At 74.5% G+C, this 14,558-nt stretch carries 14 protein-coding genes; 8 read left to right on the top strand and 6 right to left on the bottom strand.

Annotated elements, in window-relative coordinates:
* Positions 1-19: 19 nt before the first annotated feature.
* The 4 genes from AB0A63_RS01235 to AB0A63_RS01220 all read right to left on the bottom strand — a co-directional run bounded on the left by AB0A63_RS01235 (position 20) and on the right by AB0A63_RS01220 (position 6,322).
* Complete coding sequence (locus AB0A63_RS01235) at positions 20-2,341, bottom strand: heavy metal translocating P-type ATPase (RefSeq protein WP_360383916.1); 2,322 nt, start codon at positions 2,339-2,341, stop codon at positions 20-22.
* Positions 2,342-2,347: 6 nt separating this feature from the next.
* On the bottom strand, positions 2,348-4,240 hold the full coding sequence (locus tag AB0A63_RS01230) for a cytochrome c oxidase assembly protein (RefSeq protein ID WP_360383913.1): 1,893 nt from the start codon (positions 4,238-4,240) through the stop codon (positions 2,348-2,350).
* A gap of 112 nt (positions 4,241-4,352) precedes the next feature.
* Positions 4,353-4,964, bottom strand: a complete 612-nt coding sequence (locus tag AB0A63_RS01225) for a TetR/AcrR family transcriptional regulator (protein ID WP_360383910.1) — start codon at positions 4,962-4,964, stop codon at positions 4,353-4,355.
* 212 nt (positions 4,965-5,176) lie between these two features.
* Positions 5,177-6,322: an amidohydrolase family protein gene (locus AB0A63_RS01220; protein WP_360383908.1), complete on the bottom strand. Its 1,146-nt coding sequence runs from the start codon at positions 6,320-6,322 to the stop codon at positions 5,177-5,179.
* A 112-nt stretch (positions 6,323-6,434) separates the two neighbouring features.
* Here AB0A63_RS01220 and AB0A63_RS01215 point away from each other — a divergent pair, with 112 nt between their 5' ends.
* From AB0A63_RS01215 to AB0A63_RS01190, 6 genes are all read left to right on the top strand, one after another.
* Positions 6,435-6,620, top strand: coding sequence for a hypothetical protein (locus tag AB0A63_RS01215; protein WP_360383906.1), 186 nt, complete (start codon positions 6,435-6,437; stop codon positions 6,618-6,620).
* Between the two features lie 22 nt (positions 6,621-6,642).
* On the top strand, positions 6,643-8,190 hold the full coding sequence (locus tag AB0A63_RS01210; RefSeq protein WP_360383903.1) for a helix-turn-helix domain-containing protein: 1,548 nt from the start codon (positions 6,643-6,645) through the stop codon (positions 8,188-8,190).
* 80 nt (positions 8,191-8,270) lie between these two features.
* Positions 8,271-9,521, top strand: a complete 1,251-nt coding sequence (locus AB0A63_RS01205; protein ID WP_360383900.1) for an FAD-dependent oxidoreductase — start codon at positions 8,271-8,273, stop codon at positions 9,519-9,521.
* 7 nt (positions 9,522-9,528) lie between these two features.
* The gene (locus tag AB0A63_RS01200; RefSeq protein WP_360383897.1) at positions 9,529-9,684 is read left to right on the top strand and encodes a hypothetical protein; all 156 of its coding nucleotides are present in this window, start codon (positions 9,529-9,531) and stop codon (positions 9,682-9,684) included.
* Between the two features lie 80 nt (positions 9,685-9,764).
* Positions 9,765-10,232, top strand: coding sequence for a GreA/GreB family elongation factor (locus tag AB0A63_RS01195; protein WP_360383894.1), 468 nt, complete (start codon positions 9,765-9,767; stop codon positions 10,230-10,232).
* Positions 10,222-10,476 (top strand): DUF3040 domain-containing protein, encoded by a 255-nt coding sequence (locus AB0A63_RS01190; RefSeq protein WP_360383892.1) that lies wholly within the window; start codon positions 10,222-10,224, stop codon positions 10,474-10,476. The genes AB0A63_RS01195 and AB0A63_RS01190 overlap by 11 nt, the downstream gene beginning before the upstream one ends.
* Positions 10,477-10,655: 179 nt before the next feature.
* Here the strand turns inward: AB0A63_RS01190 and AB0A63_RS01185 are convergent, their stop codons facing one another.
* The gene (locus AB0A63_RS01185; protein ID WP_360383888.1) at positions 10,656-12,665 is read right to left on the bottom strand and encodes an ATP-dependent Clp protease ATP-binding subunit; all 2,010 of its coding nucleotides are present in this window, start codon (positions 12,663-12,665) and stop codon (positions 10,656-10,658) included.
* 195 nt (positions 12,666-12,860) lie between these two features.
* Positions 12,861-13,259, bottom strand: a complete 399-nt coding sequence (locus AB0A63_RS01180; protein WP_360383885.1) for an ATP-binding protein — start codon at positions 13,257-13,259, stop codon at positions 12,861-12,863.
* Between the two features lie 132 nt (positions 13,260-13,391).
* On the opposite strand from AB0A63_RS01180, the gene AB0A63_RS01175 reads away from it, so the two are divergent.
* Together AB0A63_RS01175 and AB0A63_RS01170 are read left to right on the top strand one after the other, a co-directional pair.
* Positions 13,392-13,970 carry a biliverdin-producing heme oxygenase gene (locus AB0A63_RS01175; RefSeq protein WP_360383882.1) on the top strand — a complete coding sequence of 193 codons (579 nt, stop codon included), beginning with the start codon at positions 13,392-13,394 and terminating at the stop codon, positions 13,968-13,970.
* Positions 13,967-14,530 carry a DUF4082 domain-containing protein gene (locus AB0A63_RS01170; RefSeq protein ID WP_360383879.1) on the top strand — a complete coding sequence of 188 codons (564 nt, stop codon included), beginning with the start codon at positions 13,967-13,969 and terminating at the stop codon, positions 14,528-14,530. The genes AB0A63_RS01175 and AB0A63_RS01170 overlap by 4 nt, the downstream gene beginning before the upstream one ends.
* The last annotated feature ends 28 nt before the right edge of the window (positions 14,531-14,558 follow it).

Raw genomic sequence — 14,558 nt, 5'->3', positions numbered from 1 at the left:
TCCCAAGTCCGGTGTCGTCCTAGGAGTCGGCCGCGAGGTCGGTCCGGTTCCCGAGCGCGTTGCGCAACCTCAGGCTGTTCGCGACCACCAGCACCGACGACAACGACATGGCCGCACCCGCGATGAGCGGGTTGAGCAGCCCGAAGGCAGCGAGGGGGAGTGCGGCGGCGTTGTAGCCGAACGCCCAGACGAGGTTGCCCCGGATGGTGGCGAGCGTTCGCCCGGCGAGCACGACCGTGTCCGCGACGGCGCCGAGGTCGTCGCGCACGAGCACCACGTCGGCGGCCTGCGCGGCGATGTCACTGCCGTGCGCGACCGCCATGCCCAGGTCGGCGGCGGCAAGTGCGGGCCCGTCGTTGACGCCGTCACCGACCATCGCGACCCGGTGGCCCTGCGCGCGCAACCGTTCCACGACGGCGACCTTGTCCGCGGGCCGCACGTTCGCGACCACCTCGCCGACCCCGACCTCCGCGGCGACGGCCCTGGCCGCGGCGTCGTGGTCGCCGGTCAGCAGCACGGTGCGCAGACCGAGCGAGTGCAGGCGGGCGACCGCACCCCTGGCAGACGGCCGGACCGTGTCGCGCAGGGCGATGCCGCCCACCACCACACCGCCGCGCGCGACCAGCACCCCGGTCGCCGCGCCGAGACCCGCGAGCCACTCGGTCGCCGCCGGCGGGACCGGGAGCCGCAGCCGTGCCATGAGCTCCGCGGAACCGACGACCACGGCGACGCCCTCGACCTCGCCCCGTGCGCCCGCACCGACCAGGGCCTCGAACGCGGTCACCGCGGGTGCGTCCGGGCAGGCGGCGGCGATGGCCACGCCGATGGGGTGCTCGGAGGCGGCTTCCACGGCGGCTGCGGCGCGGAGCACGTGGTGGGTGGGGGTGGGCGGGTGTTGGGAGGCGGCTTCCACAGCCGCAGCCCGGAGCACGTGGTCGGTGAGGGTGGGCGGGTCGTCGTGTACGGCTTCCGGCCCCGGCACTCGTTCGTCCCCGAGCGCCCACGTCTCCACGACCTCCATGCGGCCGGTCGTCACGGTCCCGGTCTTGTCCAGCACGACCGTGTCCACACCGCGGGTCGCCTCCAGTGCCTCCGGCCCCTTCACCAGGACGCCGAGCTGCGCCGCCCTCGCCACGCCGACCATCAGCGCGGTCGGCGTGGCGAGGCCGAGCGCGCAGGGACAGGCGATGATCAGCACCGCGACCGCAGCGGTGAACGCCTCGCGCGGGGAGTGGGCGGTGAGCAGCCACCCGGCCAGCGTCAGCGCGGAGAGCACCAGCACGACGGGCACGAACACCGCGCACACCCGGTCGACCAGGCGTTGCACGGCGGCCTTGCGCTCGGCCGCCCGTTCGGCCAGCGCCCGCATCTGCGCGAGCTGGGTGTGGGCGCCGACCGCCGTCGCCCGCACGACCAGCCGCCCGGCGCTGTTGACCGTGCCGCCGACGACCGGTGCGCCCGGACCCACCTCCACCGGGACGGGCTCGCCGGTCATGGTCGCCGTGTCGACCGCGGAGAACCCCTCGGTCACGACGCCGTCCGCGGGCAGTGCCTCGCCCGGTCGCACCACCACCAGGTCGCCGACCAGCACCTGCGCCGCGGGGACCGTGGTCTCGACGCCGTCGCGCAGCACCCTGGCGTCCTTGGCCGCGATGCCCGCGAGCGCTGTCAGCAGGCCCACCGCGGAGCGCCGCGACCGCAGCTCGAAGTAGCGGCCGGCGAGCAGGAACGTCGTGACACCGGCGGCCACGTCGAGGTAGACGGCGTCCGCGCCCTCCGCCGTCACGCCGAAGCCGAGCCAGTGACCCGGCCCGGACGGCCCGGCCGCGAGCGACCACACCGCCCACCCGAACGAGGCCAGCACGCCCAGCGACACCAGGGTGTCCATGCTCGACGCGCCGTGCCGCAGGTTGCGCAGCGCCGCGCGGTGGAACGGCCAGGCCGAGTACGCGACCACCGGCAGCGCGAGCAGCACGCACACCGCCTCCCAGCCGGGGAAGCGCAGCGCGGGCACCAGCGCGAGGCTGATCGACAGGTTGCCCAGCGGGATGGCGAGCACCGCCGCGACCACCAGCCGGTGCCGCAGCCCGGTGACGACGTCGTCACCCCGTTCCTGCCCGGCCACGGCCGCGTCGTACCCGGCGGCGCGCACGACCTGCACGGCGTCGTCGGTGCGCATCCCCTGAGGCAGGTGGACGATCGCGCGTTCGGTGGCGTAGTTGACGGTGGCGCGCACGCCGTCGACCCGGTTCAGCTTGCGTTCGATCCGGGTGGCGCAGGCGGCGCAGGTCATCCCGGACACCGACAGTTCGACGGCGTTGTCCGCGGTGGTGGTGGTCATGGCGGGTCAGTTCTTCCTTCCGGACAGTTCCGCGAGCATCGCGTTGTAGGCGGCCAAGCGGTCGTCGTGCCCGGTGTCGGTGGCGCGGTCGAACCGCACCGCCTCCCGCCGGTCCGCCACCGCCCACTGCCGCAGCAGTGCGAGCACGACGACGAGCATCGGCACCTCCCCGGTGGCCCACGCGATGCCGCCGCCGAGGCGCTGGTCGGTGAGCAGGTCGGGCAGCCACGTCAGGCCGAGGGTGCGGTAGAAGTGCTCGGCGATCACGGTCTGGTGGTTCATCAGGACCACGCCGAAGAACGCGTGGAACGGCATCACCGAGAACAGCAGCCCGAGCCGGGCCAGGTGCGGCAACGCCCGCGGCGCGCGGTCGACGCCGATGACGAGCCAGAAGAACACGCAGCCGGTGACCAGGAAGTGCAGGTTCATCAGCTGGTGCGCCCAGTGGAAGCGCATCGCGGCACCGAACAGGTCCGAGAAGTACAGGACGTAGAACGACCCGACGAACGCCGTCGCGGCCACCGCGGGGTGCGCGACCAGCCGGGTGGCCCGGCAGTGCAGCAGCGCCGTCACCCACTGCCGCGGCCCGGCCGGCAGCACCCGCAGCGCGAGCGTCACCGGTCCGCCCAGCACGAGCAGCACCGGTGCCAGCATGTTCAGCGACATGTGCGCGACCATGTGGGTGCTGAACATCCCCGCCGCGTACCGGCCGACCCCGGACGACGTCACGACCAGCACCACCGCGCACCCCAGCAGCCACGCGACCGTCCGCCCGGCGGGCCAGGTGTCACCTCGGCGCCGCAGCTTCCGCACCGCTACCGCGTACCCCGCAGCCAGCCCCAGCGCGCCCAGGCCGAACACCAGGTCGAGGCGCCAGCCCAGCACCAGTTCCGCGAGGCTCGGCGGGTCGGGCAGCTCGTAGCCGAGCACGGTCTCCTGCGGCGACGGCCGGTCGGCGAACCACGCGGGCGGCACGAGGTGGGTGAGACCGGTCGAGGCGCCGAGCACGAGTCCCAGCACCACCAGCTCGGTGCCGAGCGGCCGCTGCGGGCCCCAGCGCGCACGCAGCAGCGGCACGGCCACACAAAGGGAAAGCTTGAGCAGCAACAGGACCGCGTACCCGGTGTGGAGCCCGGACGGTCCGATGAGGACCGCCGCGGTCACCGCGCCGCTGAGGACGAGCACGACCACGCAGCCCGTCGTGAGCCGGTGGTAGCGCCGGACGACGACATCGGTCGCAGCGGTGCCCGGCCTGCGCAGGTACGCCCGCAGCGCGACGAGCGAACCGACCCACACGGCGGCGGCCGGGATGTGCCACACCACCGCGTTGGTGGCGACGTCGTGCCACGCACCGTTGGCGACGTGCCCGGCGACGACCGGCGCGAGCACCCCGGCCAGCGCGGGGCCGAGCCACAGCACCGAGGTCGTCCACGTCAGCGTTGCCCGCGCACCGGCCGCGACGACCACGGCGGCGACCGCCGAGACGATCCACGCCTTGGGTTCCTCGGTGGCGGCCACGAGCCCGCCGAGGTGCTCCAGCGCGACCGCGACGGACTGCCCGGACGCGTCGGCGGCGGACAGGACGACGGCAGCTGCGGCCGCACCGGCCCACACGGCCGCAGCCGTTGCGGCGGTGCGCACGGCGGCGAAGGCGTGCGGTGTCAGCCGGGCGCGCTTCGGCGGTGCGGGCACGACGAACGCCCCGAAGACGAGCGCTCCCACCGTGATCGTGGCAGCGGCGTTCGCCGCGGTGCGCACGAGGCCGAACGCCAGCGCCGTGGCCCTGCCGGGATCGCTGTCGCCCAAGGCGGCGTGCACGTCACCCGCCCAGAGCACGACGACCGCGACGCACACCACCGAGCCGACCGACGCGACCGCGACGGCCCTGTCCACCCTCATGCCCAGGCGGTCGGACGAAGCCCTCGCCGAGTTCCCGGCCTCAGTGGATCAGGGGCGCCGGTGTGACGCAGCCGACTGCGCACAGTGGACGGAGCCGGCGGGTCCCCGTCGATCAGTCCCCGGTGCGGGTCACCGCAGCGAGCACGACCTCCTGCGCCGCCCGCACCGTGGCCGCGAACGCGTCCGGGTCCCTGGTGATCCGGTCGATGCCCGCGCGCATCGCCCCCGACAGCAGCTCGACGGTGAGCCGCACGTCCTCGACCGGCCGGAACTCCCCGGCGGCCACGCCAGCCTCGACGATGTTCACCACCTCGGCCACGAGCACGGAGAACGGGTTCTCCGGTCCGTCGGGCAGCTCCGCCACCAGCGGGCTGGAGTTCGGCAGGAACATCAGCCGCAGCGCGTGCTGCGTGGACGCGGCCAGGATCGTCTCGACGACCTCCCGCAGCCGGTCGGCTGCCGGGTCGGACGACCGGGCGGCGATCTCGGCGACCTGCCCGGCGAGCGGCAGGCTCGCCCGGTGCGCGAGGGCCAGCACCAGCGCCCTCTTGTCGCGGGCGTAGTTGTAGAGGGTGTTGCGCGCGAGTCCCGCCCTGGCCGCGATGTGACCCATGTTGATCGAGTCGTAGTCGCGTTCGAGCAGCAGCTGCCGCACCGCCTCGGTGAGGTCGGCCCACACCATCTCGTGGTGCTCTTCGATGGTGGCGGCGCGAATCCGCGGCATCAGGTGCTTCTCCCGGGTCGGTCGGGTCATCCCGCGGCGGGGACGAGCTCCGGTGCGTTCTCCTGGTGGATCGTGGTCAGCTTGACACGGCTCCGCCGTCCGCCGCCGGGCGCGTGGACCGCCGCGGTGCCGCCGTTGACCTCAGCGACGTGTCCGCAGCACCTCGACGTACTGGCCCATCAGTTCGATGGGCTCGGGTGCGGTGGCTCGGGTCAGCCGAGCCTGCGTGTGCGCACGGCAGCCACGGCGCGGGCGACCCGCGCGTCGAACGCGGCCAGCTCCTCGGCCTCGGCGGTGTCCGGGACGAACGGGCGCCGCTCGCACTGCACGCCCGCGCGCCAGACCCGTTCGACCGCGCGGACCGCGGTGATGTCGGTCAGCGGGTCGCCGGACACGAGCACCAGGTCCGCGCGCAGGCCCGGTGCGATCCGGCCGCGGTCGCCGAGCCCGAACACCCGTGCCGGCTCGGCCGTGGCGGCGGCCAGCGCCTCCGCCGGGCTGAGACCGCACCCGACCAGGAGCTCCAGCTCGCGGTGCAGCGCCTGCCCGAACGCGGTGCCGGGGTTCGGCGCGTCGGTCCCCGCCAGCAGGGGGATGCCCGCCTCGGCGAGCCGCCGCACGGTGGCCGCTGCCCGGTTCGCGGAGCGCAGGGCGTTCTCCGCGGTGACGAGGGTGGGGCCGACGGAGATTCCGGCCAGGGCCATGCGGTCGACGAGGGTGTCGTCCAGGTCGTCGGTGGGCACGTGCGCCACGACGTCGGCCCCGGCGGGCACGAGCTGGTCGAGCCCGGCCGCCGAGCTCACGTGCCCGACGACCACCAGGCCGCGGGCGTGCGCGGCGGTGACCAGGGCGGCGATCGTGGCGGAGTCCAGCGCCGGCCAGAGGCCACCGACCCCGGAGATGACCTTCAGGTGGTCCACGCCCTCCGCGACCCGGTCCGCGACGAACCGCTCGGCCTCACCGGGAGCGCTCACCGTCGGGATCGGCGCGTACAGCGGCGACGGGTGCCCGCCGGGTGCGGTGGCCCCGATGCCGGAGGACCGCACGTCGGCCACGTCCGTGCGGGTGGCGGCCTGCTGCCTGGCCGCGGCCACGACGTCGGGCTTGCTGAACATGTCGAGCACGGTCGTGACGCCGTGGTTCAGCGACTGCGCGAGGGCGCCGGGGACGAGGTGCACGTGCGAGTCGATCAGGCCGGGCAGCACGGTCCCGCCCCGCGCGTCGACCACCTCGTCGCCGTCCTGCGCGGCCGAGTCCACCGCGCAGCCGGTGACCCGGCCCTCCGCGAACCGGACGGAGGTCCAGTCCCGCACCGCCCTGCCGTCGAACACCCGCGCGTTCACGATCGTCGTCGCCACACCGTCCACTCCACCCGTTCCGGCGGGCGCGATCAACGACCGACGCGGTCGTGTCCCACCCGTCCGTCCACTGTGGAGCGCCGGCGATCGCCCGGCCGGTAGGCTGCCGGGCATGAGCAGAAAAGTGGTGGTCGGGGTCGGCGTCGTGCTGCTCGTGCTCGGCGGCGTCTGGACCGCGCAGGGCCTCGGCCACCTCAAGGGCAGCTTCATGACCGGGCAGCAGCTCTGGACGACGATCGGCCTGCTGTGCGCCGCCGCCGGCGTGCTGCTGCTCGTGCCCTGGCCGAAGCGGCGGTGACGCCGGGACGGGGAGCACGGCCGTGGTGAGACTGGACCGGCTGGTCAACGTGCTGGGCGGGTACGGGGTGCGGCTGTGCTGCTGCCCGGTGCCGCGGTCGGCGGAGCTGCGCGGCGTGGTGCTGCGCGACGCCGCGGACGAGCGCGCCGAGGTGGGTGACGTGTACCTCGCCGTCGGCGCGGGCTCGGTCGCGGAAGCGGTGCGCGCGGCGGTGGCGGCGCGGGCCGTCGTCGTGCTGCTGCGGGGCGGCGAGGAGCTGCTCGCGGACGTCGTCGCGGTGGGGGAGGCCGAGGGCGTCGCGGTGATGCTGGCGGACCCGGCGCTGTCGTGGAGCCAGCTCGCGGGCGTCGTCTACGGGCTGGTGCTCGAAGGCAGGGAGACCGAGTCCGGACGTGGTCCCACCGACCTGTTCGCGCTGGCCGACAGCCTCGCCGCGGCCACCGGCGGTGCGGTGACCATCGAGGACCAGCTCTCGCGCGTGCTGGCCTACTCGGGACCGCAGCAGGAGGTCGACGCCGCCCGGCTGGAGACGATCATGGGCCGGCAGGTGCCGGCGTGGGTGCGGGAGCTGTTCGAGGCGGCGGGTGTGCGGGCGCACCTGCAGGCGTCCGACGAGCCGTTGTTCGTGGCCGGGGCACCCGGACGCGGGCTGACCGGCCGGATGGTGGCCGCGGTCAGGGTGGGCCGGGAGCTGCTGGGCGCGGTCTGGGTGGCCTGCCCGGCGCCGTTGCGGGGGCCGCAGCGCACGGCGCTGACCGACGGCGCCCGGATCGTGGCGCTGCACCTGCTGCGGCTGCGGGCCAGCGCCGACCTGGAGCGCCAGGTGGAGTCGGAGTGGGTCATCCGGCTGCTGGAGGGCACGGCGGACGCGGCGACGGTGATCAGCCAGCTCGGCCTGCCGCCGGGACCGGCCAGGGTGGTCGCGGTCCGCGCCCACGTCGGCGCCGAGCGGCACGCGGCCGTGCTGCTCGCGTTCGAGCAGGCGACCACCGGCTTCGGCTGGTCGCGGCCGGGGCGCAGCGCGGTGACCGGCAACAGCATCTACACGGTCCTGCCGGGCGAGCGGGTGGCGGCGGCACGGGACTGGCTGGCGGCGCTGCGGTCGGCGCTGCCCGACAACGTCACCCTGGCGGCGGGCATCAGCGCGGTCGCCGGCCCCGCCGACCTGCCCGCTGCCCGGCAGGAGGCGGACGAGTGCCTTGCCCTGCACGAGATGCGCACCGGCGACACGCCCGCCCCCGCCTACGACGAGTCGTGGGACGAGATCCTGCTGCACCGGCTGCGCGCCGCGGCCCGCGTCGGCCGGGCGTCCGCGCGCGGACCGGTGGCCGACCTGCGCAGGCACGACGCCGAGCACGGCACCGAGTACGTCGCGACGCTGCGCGCGTGGCTGGAGGCGCAGGGAGACCTGGCCGCGGCCGGTGACCGGCTCGGCGTGCACGGCAACACCGTCCGCAACCGGCTGCGCAAGATGAGCGAGGTGACGGCCCTCGGCCTGGACGACCCGGCCAAGCGGGTCGCCATGCTCATCGACCTCGCCGCCACGGTGTCGGAAACCTACAACCGCTGAGCCGCGGTTGTAGGAATCGGACAACCGGATCGGCCTGTCCTCACTCCATCCTGGGGGCAAGCGATGACAGGAGGCCCGGGATGGACGGCGTCGAGCGCCTTGACGGCGGTCCGCGCTCAGCGGTGGTGGTCGGTGCGGGGGTCGTGGGGTTGTCCACGGCGTGGTTCCTGCAGGAACGCGGGGTCGAGGTCACGGTCGTCGACCGGACCGGTGTCGCCGCCGGCGCCTCGTGGGGCAACGCGGGGTGGATCGCGCCGGGCCTGGCGATCCCGCTGAACGAACCGGCGGTGCTGCGCTACGGGCTGCGGTCCCTGCTCAACCCGGCCGCGCCGCTGCACATCCCGCTCACCGCCGACCCCGGGCTGTGGTCGTTCCTCACGCGGTTCGCCGCCCACTGCCGCTGGTCGTCGTGGACGCGCGTGGCGAAGGCGAACCTGCCGCTCAACGAGGAGAGCATCGAGGCCTACGACGTGCTCACCGCCAACGGCGTCGCGGTGCCGACCGTCGACGCGCCGTTCACCGCGGCCTTCACCTCGGCCCGGCAGGCGCAGGGTCTGGTGCGCGAGCTGGAACGGCTCGCTGCGGCAGGACAACCGGTCGACCACTCCGTTCTGTCCACATCGGACCTGAGGGAACAGCTCCCGCAGGCCTCGGCCGCCCTCACGGCCGGGGTGCGCATCGACGGGCAGCGGTTCGTCGACCCCGGCGCGTTCGTGCGGGCGCTGGGTCGCGCCGTGGTCGCCCGCGGCGCCACGATCCGGTCCGGCGAGGTGACCGGCGTCCGCCCCGGTGTCTCCGTGCAGACGAGCGACGGCACCGCGATCTCCGCCGACGCGGTGGTACTGGCCACCGGCGCGTGGCTGCCCGCCCTCGCGGCACGGGCCGGTGTCCGCACGCAGGTCCGCGCCGGCCGCGGCTACTCGTTCACCGTCCCCGTGAGCGAACCCGTCCGCGGCCCGATCTACCTGCCGGAGGTGCGCGTGGCCTGCACCCCGTACCGGGACGGCCTGCGGGTCGCGGGCACCATGGAGTTCCGCGACCCGGACGCACCGCTGGACAAGGCGCGCGTGGACGCGATCATCGCCTCCACCCGGCCGCTGCTCGACGGCGTGCGGTGGGAGGACCGCACCGACGTGTGGGTCGGCCCCCGCCCGGTCACCCCGGACGGCCGCGCGGTGATCGGAGCGACCCGCGTCCCCGGCGTGTACGTCGCCGGCGGCCACGGCATGTGGGGCCTGGCGCAGGGACCGGTCACCGGCCGCCTGCTGGCCGAGCAGATCACCACCGGCAAGCAACCCGCCGCGCTGCGCGAGTTCGACCCGCTCCGGTGACCGCCGCATGCACCCCGCCGAACCGCCGCTGACCGACGGCGAACGAGCCGAGCTCGCCTGGCTGCGCAAGGAGAACGACTTCCTCCGCGTGCAGCGCGACATCCTCCTGCGCGTCGCCTCCGACTACGCGCACGACTTCGAGGCCCTGCGCCGCGACCACTGACCACCCTCCTGTCCGTGCGGGTCGTGGGCTGACGAACCCGGCCCACACGGACACCCCCTACTCCTCGCCCTGGAGCAACGATGACGACTCCCCGCGTGTGGCTGACGCCGCAGGCGCACCACCGGCTCCGCAACGAGCTCACGACCCTGCTCGCCCCACCGCGCGCGCAGTCCGACGACGAGACCAGCCCCGTGCCGCAACAGCAGCGGACCGCGCGCATCCGCCAGATCACCGACCTGCTCACCAACGCGATCGTCGGCGAGGACCCGCCCGACGACGGCATCGCGGAACCCGGCATGGTCCTCACCGTCCGGTTCGACGACACCGGCGAGACCGAGACGTTCCTGCTCGGTGCCCGCGGCGCGGAGCACGGCGCGGTCGAGGTCTACTCACCGGACTCACCGCTCGGGGCGGCGGTGAACGGGGCCCGGCAGGGGGAACGGCGCACGTACCGGACGCCCAGCGGAGCCGCGGTGCCGGTGACCCTGCTGAGCGCCGTGCCGTACGGCCAGGCGCACGGCGAGCAGGAGGTGCGCAGTGCTCGATGACCGGGAACGCGCGGCGCTGAGCGAGATCGAGCGCACCCTCGGCGAGCAGGCCCCGGAGCTCGCGGCGAAGCTGGAGGGCGCCACCCGGCCCGCGGCGGACCGCCACCAGGCCCTCGTCATCGCCGTCGTCCTGCTGGGCGGTGCGGCGCTGGTGCTCGGGCACCCGATGGGCATCCTCGTGTTCGCCCTCCTCGCCGGGTGGGCCTGGGCCCGCTCGCAGTACCGGCGCAAGCCCGGGGCGTGACCCCGGATGCGCACGGTGCGTGACCCGGGACGCGCACGGTGCAGCTCGGCTGGAGGCCGTTGTGCACGCGGTGTTCCGGGCGGCGGGGGAGCGCCAGCGTTCGGGCCAGGGGACGGCGGAGCGTGGAGGCGGCGGTCGGGGAGGCGTTGCCGATCGCGGCGCGCGACTGCCCGACCCGGTCACCCCGGCCGGTCGGTGACGGTCAGCTCCAGCCCGCCCTCCCCGGCCGTCACCACGACGTGCTGCCCCTCCCGCAGCTCCCCGGCCAGCAACGCCCGCGACAACCGCCGGTCCAGCTCCCGCCCGATGGTCCGCCGCAACGGCCGCGCGCCGTACTCGGGCACGTACCCGCGGGCCGCGAGCCACTCCACGGCCTGCTCGTCGACCTCCAGCGTGATGTCCTTCTCCCGCAACCGGTCGCGGGTGCGGTCGAGCAGCAGCGCGGTGATCTGCCGCAGCTGGCCGGCGTCGAGGCCGCGGAACAGGATGATCTCGTCGAGGCGGTTGAGGAACTCCGGGCGGAAGTACCGGCGGACGGTGCCCAGCAGCGGGCCGCGCAGGTCCTCGACCGGCACGCCCGACGTGGCCGCGGCGAGCAGCTGGTCGGCGCCGATGTTGCTGGTCATGATGATGACCGTGTTGGCGAAGTTCGCGGTGCGGCCCTGACCGTCGGTCAGGCGGCCCGCGTCGAGCACCTGCAGCAGGGTGTTGAAGACGTCGCCGTGGGCCTTCTCGATCTCGTCGAGCAGCAGCACCGAGTACGGCACGCGACGGACTGCGCCGGTGAGCTGGCCCGCGTCCTCATAGCCGACGTAGCCGGGGGGTGCGCCGATCAGGCGGGTCACGGTGTGCTGCTGGGCGAACTCGCTCATGTCGAAGCGGATCAGCCGGTCCTGCGAGCCGAACAGGGCCTCCGCCAGCGCACGGGCGACCTCGGTCTTGCCCACGCCGGTCGGGCCGAGGAACAGGAACGAGCCGATGGGGCGGTTCGGGTGCTTGAGGCCCGCACGGCCCTGGCGCACGGCGTCGGCCACCGCCTCCACGGCCTCCTCCTGTCCGATGATCCGGCGGTGCAGGTGGTCCTCCAGGTGCAGCAGGCGGTGGCGTTCGGCCTCGGTGAGCTGGGCGACCGGGATGCCGGTGCTGCGGGACACGACCTCGGCGACGTCGTTCGCGCCCACCTCCGGGGCGTCGGCCAGTGCGGCGCGGGCGGCCTCCAGGTCGGCGACGGCTCGGTCGAGCTCGTCGTCGATCGCCAGCGCCTCCTCCGGTGGCGCGGTGGCGCGGTCCCGCTTCAGGCGCCGCACGCGGTGTTCGAGCTGCGCCGGGTCGGCGGGCAGCGGGGACTTCTCGCGCAGCCGCAGCCGTGCGCCCGCGCGGTCCACCAGGTCGACGGCCTTGTCCGGCAGGAACCGGTCGGTGACGTAGCGGGCCGACAGCTCCACCGCGGCCACGACCGCCTCGTCGGTGATCCGCACGCCGTGGTGCAGCTCGTAGCGCGGGCGCAGGCCGCGCAGGATGGCGATCGACTCCTCGACCGACGGTTCGGGCACGAGGATCGGCTGGAACCGGCGTTCCAGCGCCGCGTCCTTCGCGATGTACCGGCGGTAGTCCTCGGCCGTGGTGGCGCCGATGACCTGCAACCGCCCGCTGGTCAGCACCGGTTTCAGCATGGTCGCGGCGTCCATCGGCGCGCCCTCGGCACTGCCGGCGCCGACCACGGTGTGCAGCTCGTCGACGAACAGCACCACCATCCGGTTCGTCGCGGCCACCTCCTCGACGACGCCCTGCAGCCGTTCCTCGAACTCGCCGCGGTACTTCGCCCCGGCGACCATGCCCGCGAGGTCGAGCGAGATCAGCCGCCTGCCCTGCAGCGTGGCCGGCACGTCGCCGCTCGCGATCAGCGCCGCGATGCCCTCGACGACCGCCGTCTTGCCCACGCCCGGATCGCCGATGAGGACGGGGTTGTTCTTGGTGCGCCGCGACAGCACCTCGAGGACCTCCTCGATCACGTCCTCGCGGCCGACCACCGGGTCGAGCAGGCCGTCGCGGGCCGCCGCGGTGAGGTCGCGGCCGAAGTGGTCGGTGCGCCTGGTCGCCGACGGCGGCTGCCCCAGCCCGCCGAACAGCTTGCCCACCAGGTCTTCCAGCGAGTTGGACCCAAACCCGAACAGCCAGTCGTCACCCACTGCTCGCCACCTCCACCCGGTCGAGGGACCTGCACCCGCACATCGTCCCCCTTCTGGAGGGTGGACGTGACGGTCGTTCCGCCACCTGGCGCAGCGCCCGGCCGCAGCTCGCACCCCGGGGACCCGTGCTGAAGTTCCTGCCCGACGGCCACCCCGTCGTCGACCGGCTGCGCGACGTCGCCGCGCGTTGCCCCGTCAGTCGAGGGTGAACTCCGCCCACACGACCTTGCCGCGGCCGGTGGGCTGCTGCCCCCAGTCCGTCGCGAGCGCGTCGACCAGCGTCAGCCCGCGGCCACCCGTCGTGGTGCCCTCACGCGGCCGGGCCGGTGCCGGCTCGCCGTCCTCGACCTCGAACCGCAGCGAACCGGGTCGCAGCAGCAGGGTCAGCGTGCGCGGGGCCGCGCCGTGCCGCAGCGCGTTGGAGACCAGCTCGTCGGCGGCGAGCACCACGTCCTCCGCCTGGTCCGCAGTCAGCCCGGTGAGCTGCTCGCGCACCCAGTCCCTGGCGCGGCGCAGCTCGCTGACGTCGTCCTCGATCGCGAGGGTCCGCCGCGTGCCGGATCTGTCCGGCAGCACGTCTTCCGTCGTGGACACGTCGCCTCCAGTTCGTGGTCGGTGCACAGAGCTGCCATCCGGACGTTCGTCATGGGCTTGGACGCGGTTCGGGTCTTTTGAGGTTCCGTTCCGCCGAGGAGGCCGCCGCACCCCCGAGAATAGGGTGCGCGGGTGGACTTGCTCGCACGATTGCGCACAGAAACCCGCGGTGCGCACCATGCGCTGGAGGACGACCTGGGGTTGTCGGGCCGGCTCACCTCACCGGAGCGCTACGAGGAGGTGCTCGCGGTGTTCCTCGGTTTCCACGAACCGCTGGAGGAGGCGCTGGCCGCCGCCGTCACGGCGCAACGGCTGCCGTGGTCGGTCCTGCCGGGCGCCGGCCTGCTCGCCGCGGACCTGCGCGACTCCGGCTGGAGCCCGGCGCGCATCGCGTCGCTGCCGCGGTCGGCCACGCCGGACGTCGAGTCGCTGCCCGCGCTGGTCGGCTCGCTCTACGTCGTCGAGGGCGCCCGGCTCGGCGGACAGCTGATCACCCGCTGGGTCGCCGGCGCACTCGGCCCGGTGCCGGTGTCGTTCTTCGCGGGTGACGGGGACGCGCGCCGCCGGCTGCGGCGGTTCGGCGAGCTGGCCGGACAGGTCCTGCCGCCGCAGGACGTCCCGGCCGCCTGCGCGGCGGCGAACCGGCACTTCGAGCTGTTCCGCGACTGGGTGGTCGCGTCCGATCACCGTGCTGCGCCGTCCGCGCGGTGACCGCTGCTCTGCTCGCCGCAGCCGGTAGCGGACCCCTGACGCCGACACTGCCGCAGTCCCACCTCTGCACGCCCACGGACAGCGGCCACGACGGGTACCGGTCCGACACGCTGCGGGACTTCCAGGTCCCGGTGGACGGCGGCCAGACCTGGCGCGACGAGTACCGCACCGCCACCGTGCCGCTGGGCGGCGAGACCGGTGTCGAACAGGCGTTCCACACGATCGTCAGCCATGTCGTCACGTCGTGGAACCACGACAAGGCCAGCCGCGTGCGGTTGTGGCGCGGTGACGGCACGCTGCTCGCCGACCAGGCCGTCCCCGGTGCGTACGCCGACGCGTTCGCCACGCCGGTGCCGGTGGTGCCGGGGGTGGAGTACGTCGCCTCGCTCACCTCGCGCCACGGCCTGTACCGCGCGAGCACCGAGACGTTCCCGGCAACGGTCGTGCGCGCGCCGTTCGTGCTGCCCGCGCACGCCGGCGTGTACAGCTACGACGACGGGTTCCCGACCGAGACGTGGCGCGACAGCCACTACTGGGTCGCTCCGGAGCTCCAGGCCTGACCGCCCTGACACGGGACGGCACCGCCGT

This window comes from Lentzea sp. NPDC042327, from assembly GCF_040647275.1.
Lineage (GTDB): Bacteria > Actinomycetota > Actinomycetes > Mycobacteriales > Pseudonocardiaceae > Lentzea.
The sequence above is the reverse complement of the archived record's forward strand: the minus strand, read 5'-3'. Positions and strand labels throughout refer to the sequence as shown.

Excerpts from the sequence above, each read along its gene's own strand:
- AB0A63_RS01235 (WP_360383916.1), bottom strand. The coding sequence starts at position 2,341 with ATGACCACCACCACCGCGGACAACGCCGTCGAACTGTCGGTGTCCGGG.
- AB0A63_RS01230 (WP_360383913.1), bottom strand. The coding sequence starts at position 4,240 with ATGAGGGTGGACAGGGCCGTCGCGGTCGCGTCGGTCGGCTCGGTGGTG.
- AB0A63_RS01225 (WP_360383910.1), bottom strand. The coding sequence starts at position 4,964 with ATGCCGCGGATTCGCGCCGCCACCATCGAAGAGCACCACGAGATGGTG.
- AB0A63_RS01215 (WP_360383906.1), top strand. The coding sequence starts at position 6,435 with ATGAGCAGAAAAGTGGTGGTCGGGGTCGGCGTCGTGCTGCTCGTGCTC.
- AB0A63_RS01205 (WP_360383900.1), top strand. The coding sequence starts at position 8,271 with ATGGACGGCGTCGAGCGCCTTGACGGCGGTCCGCGCTCAGCGGTGGTG.
- AB0A63_RS01200 (WP_360383897.1), top strand. The coding sequence starts at position 9,529 with ATGCACCCCGCCGAACCGCCGCTGACCGACGGCGAACGAGCCGAGCTC.
- AB0A63_RS01195 (WP_360383894.1), top strand. The coding sequence starts at position 9,765 with ATGACGACTCCCCGCGTGTGGCTGACGCCGCAGGCGCACCACCGGCTC.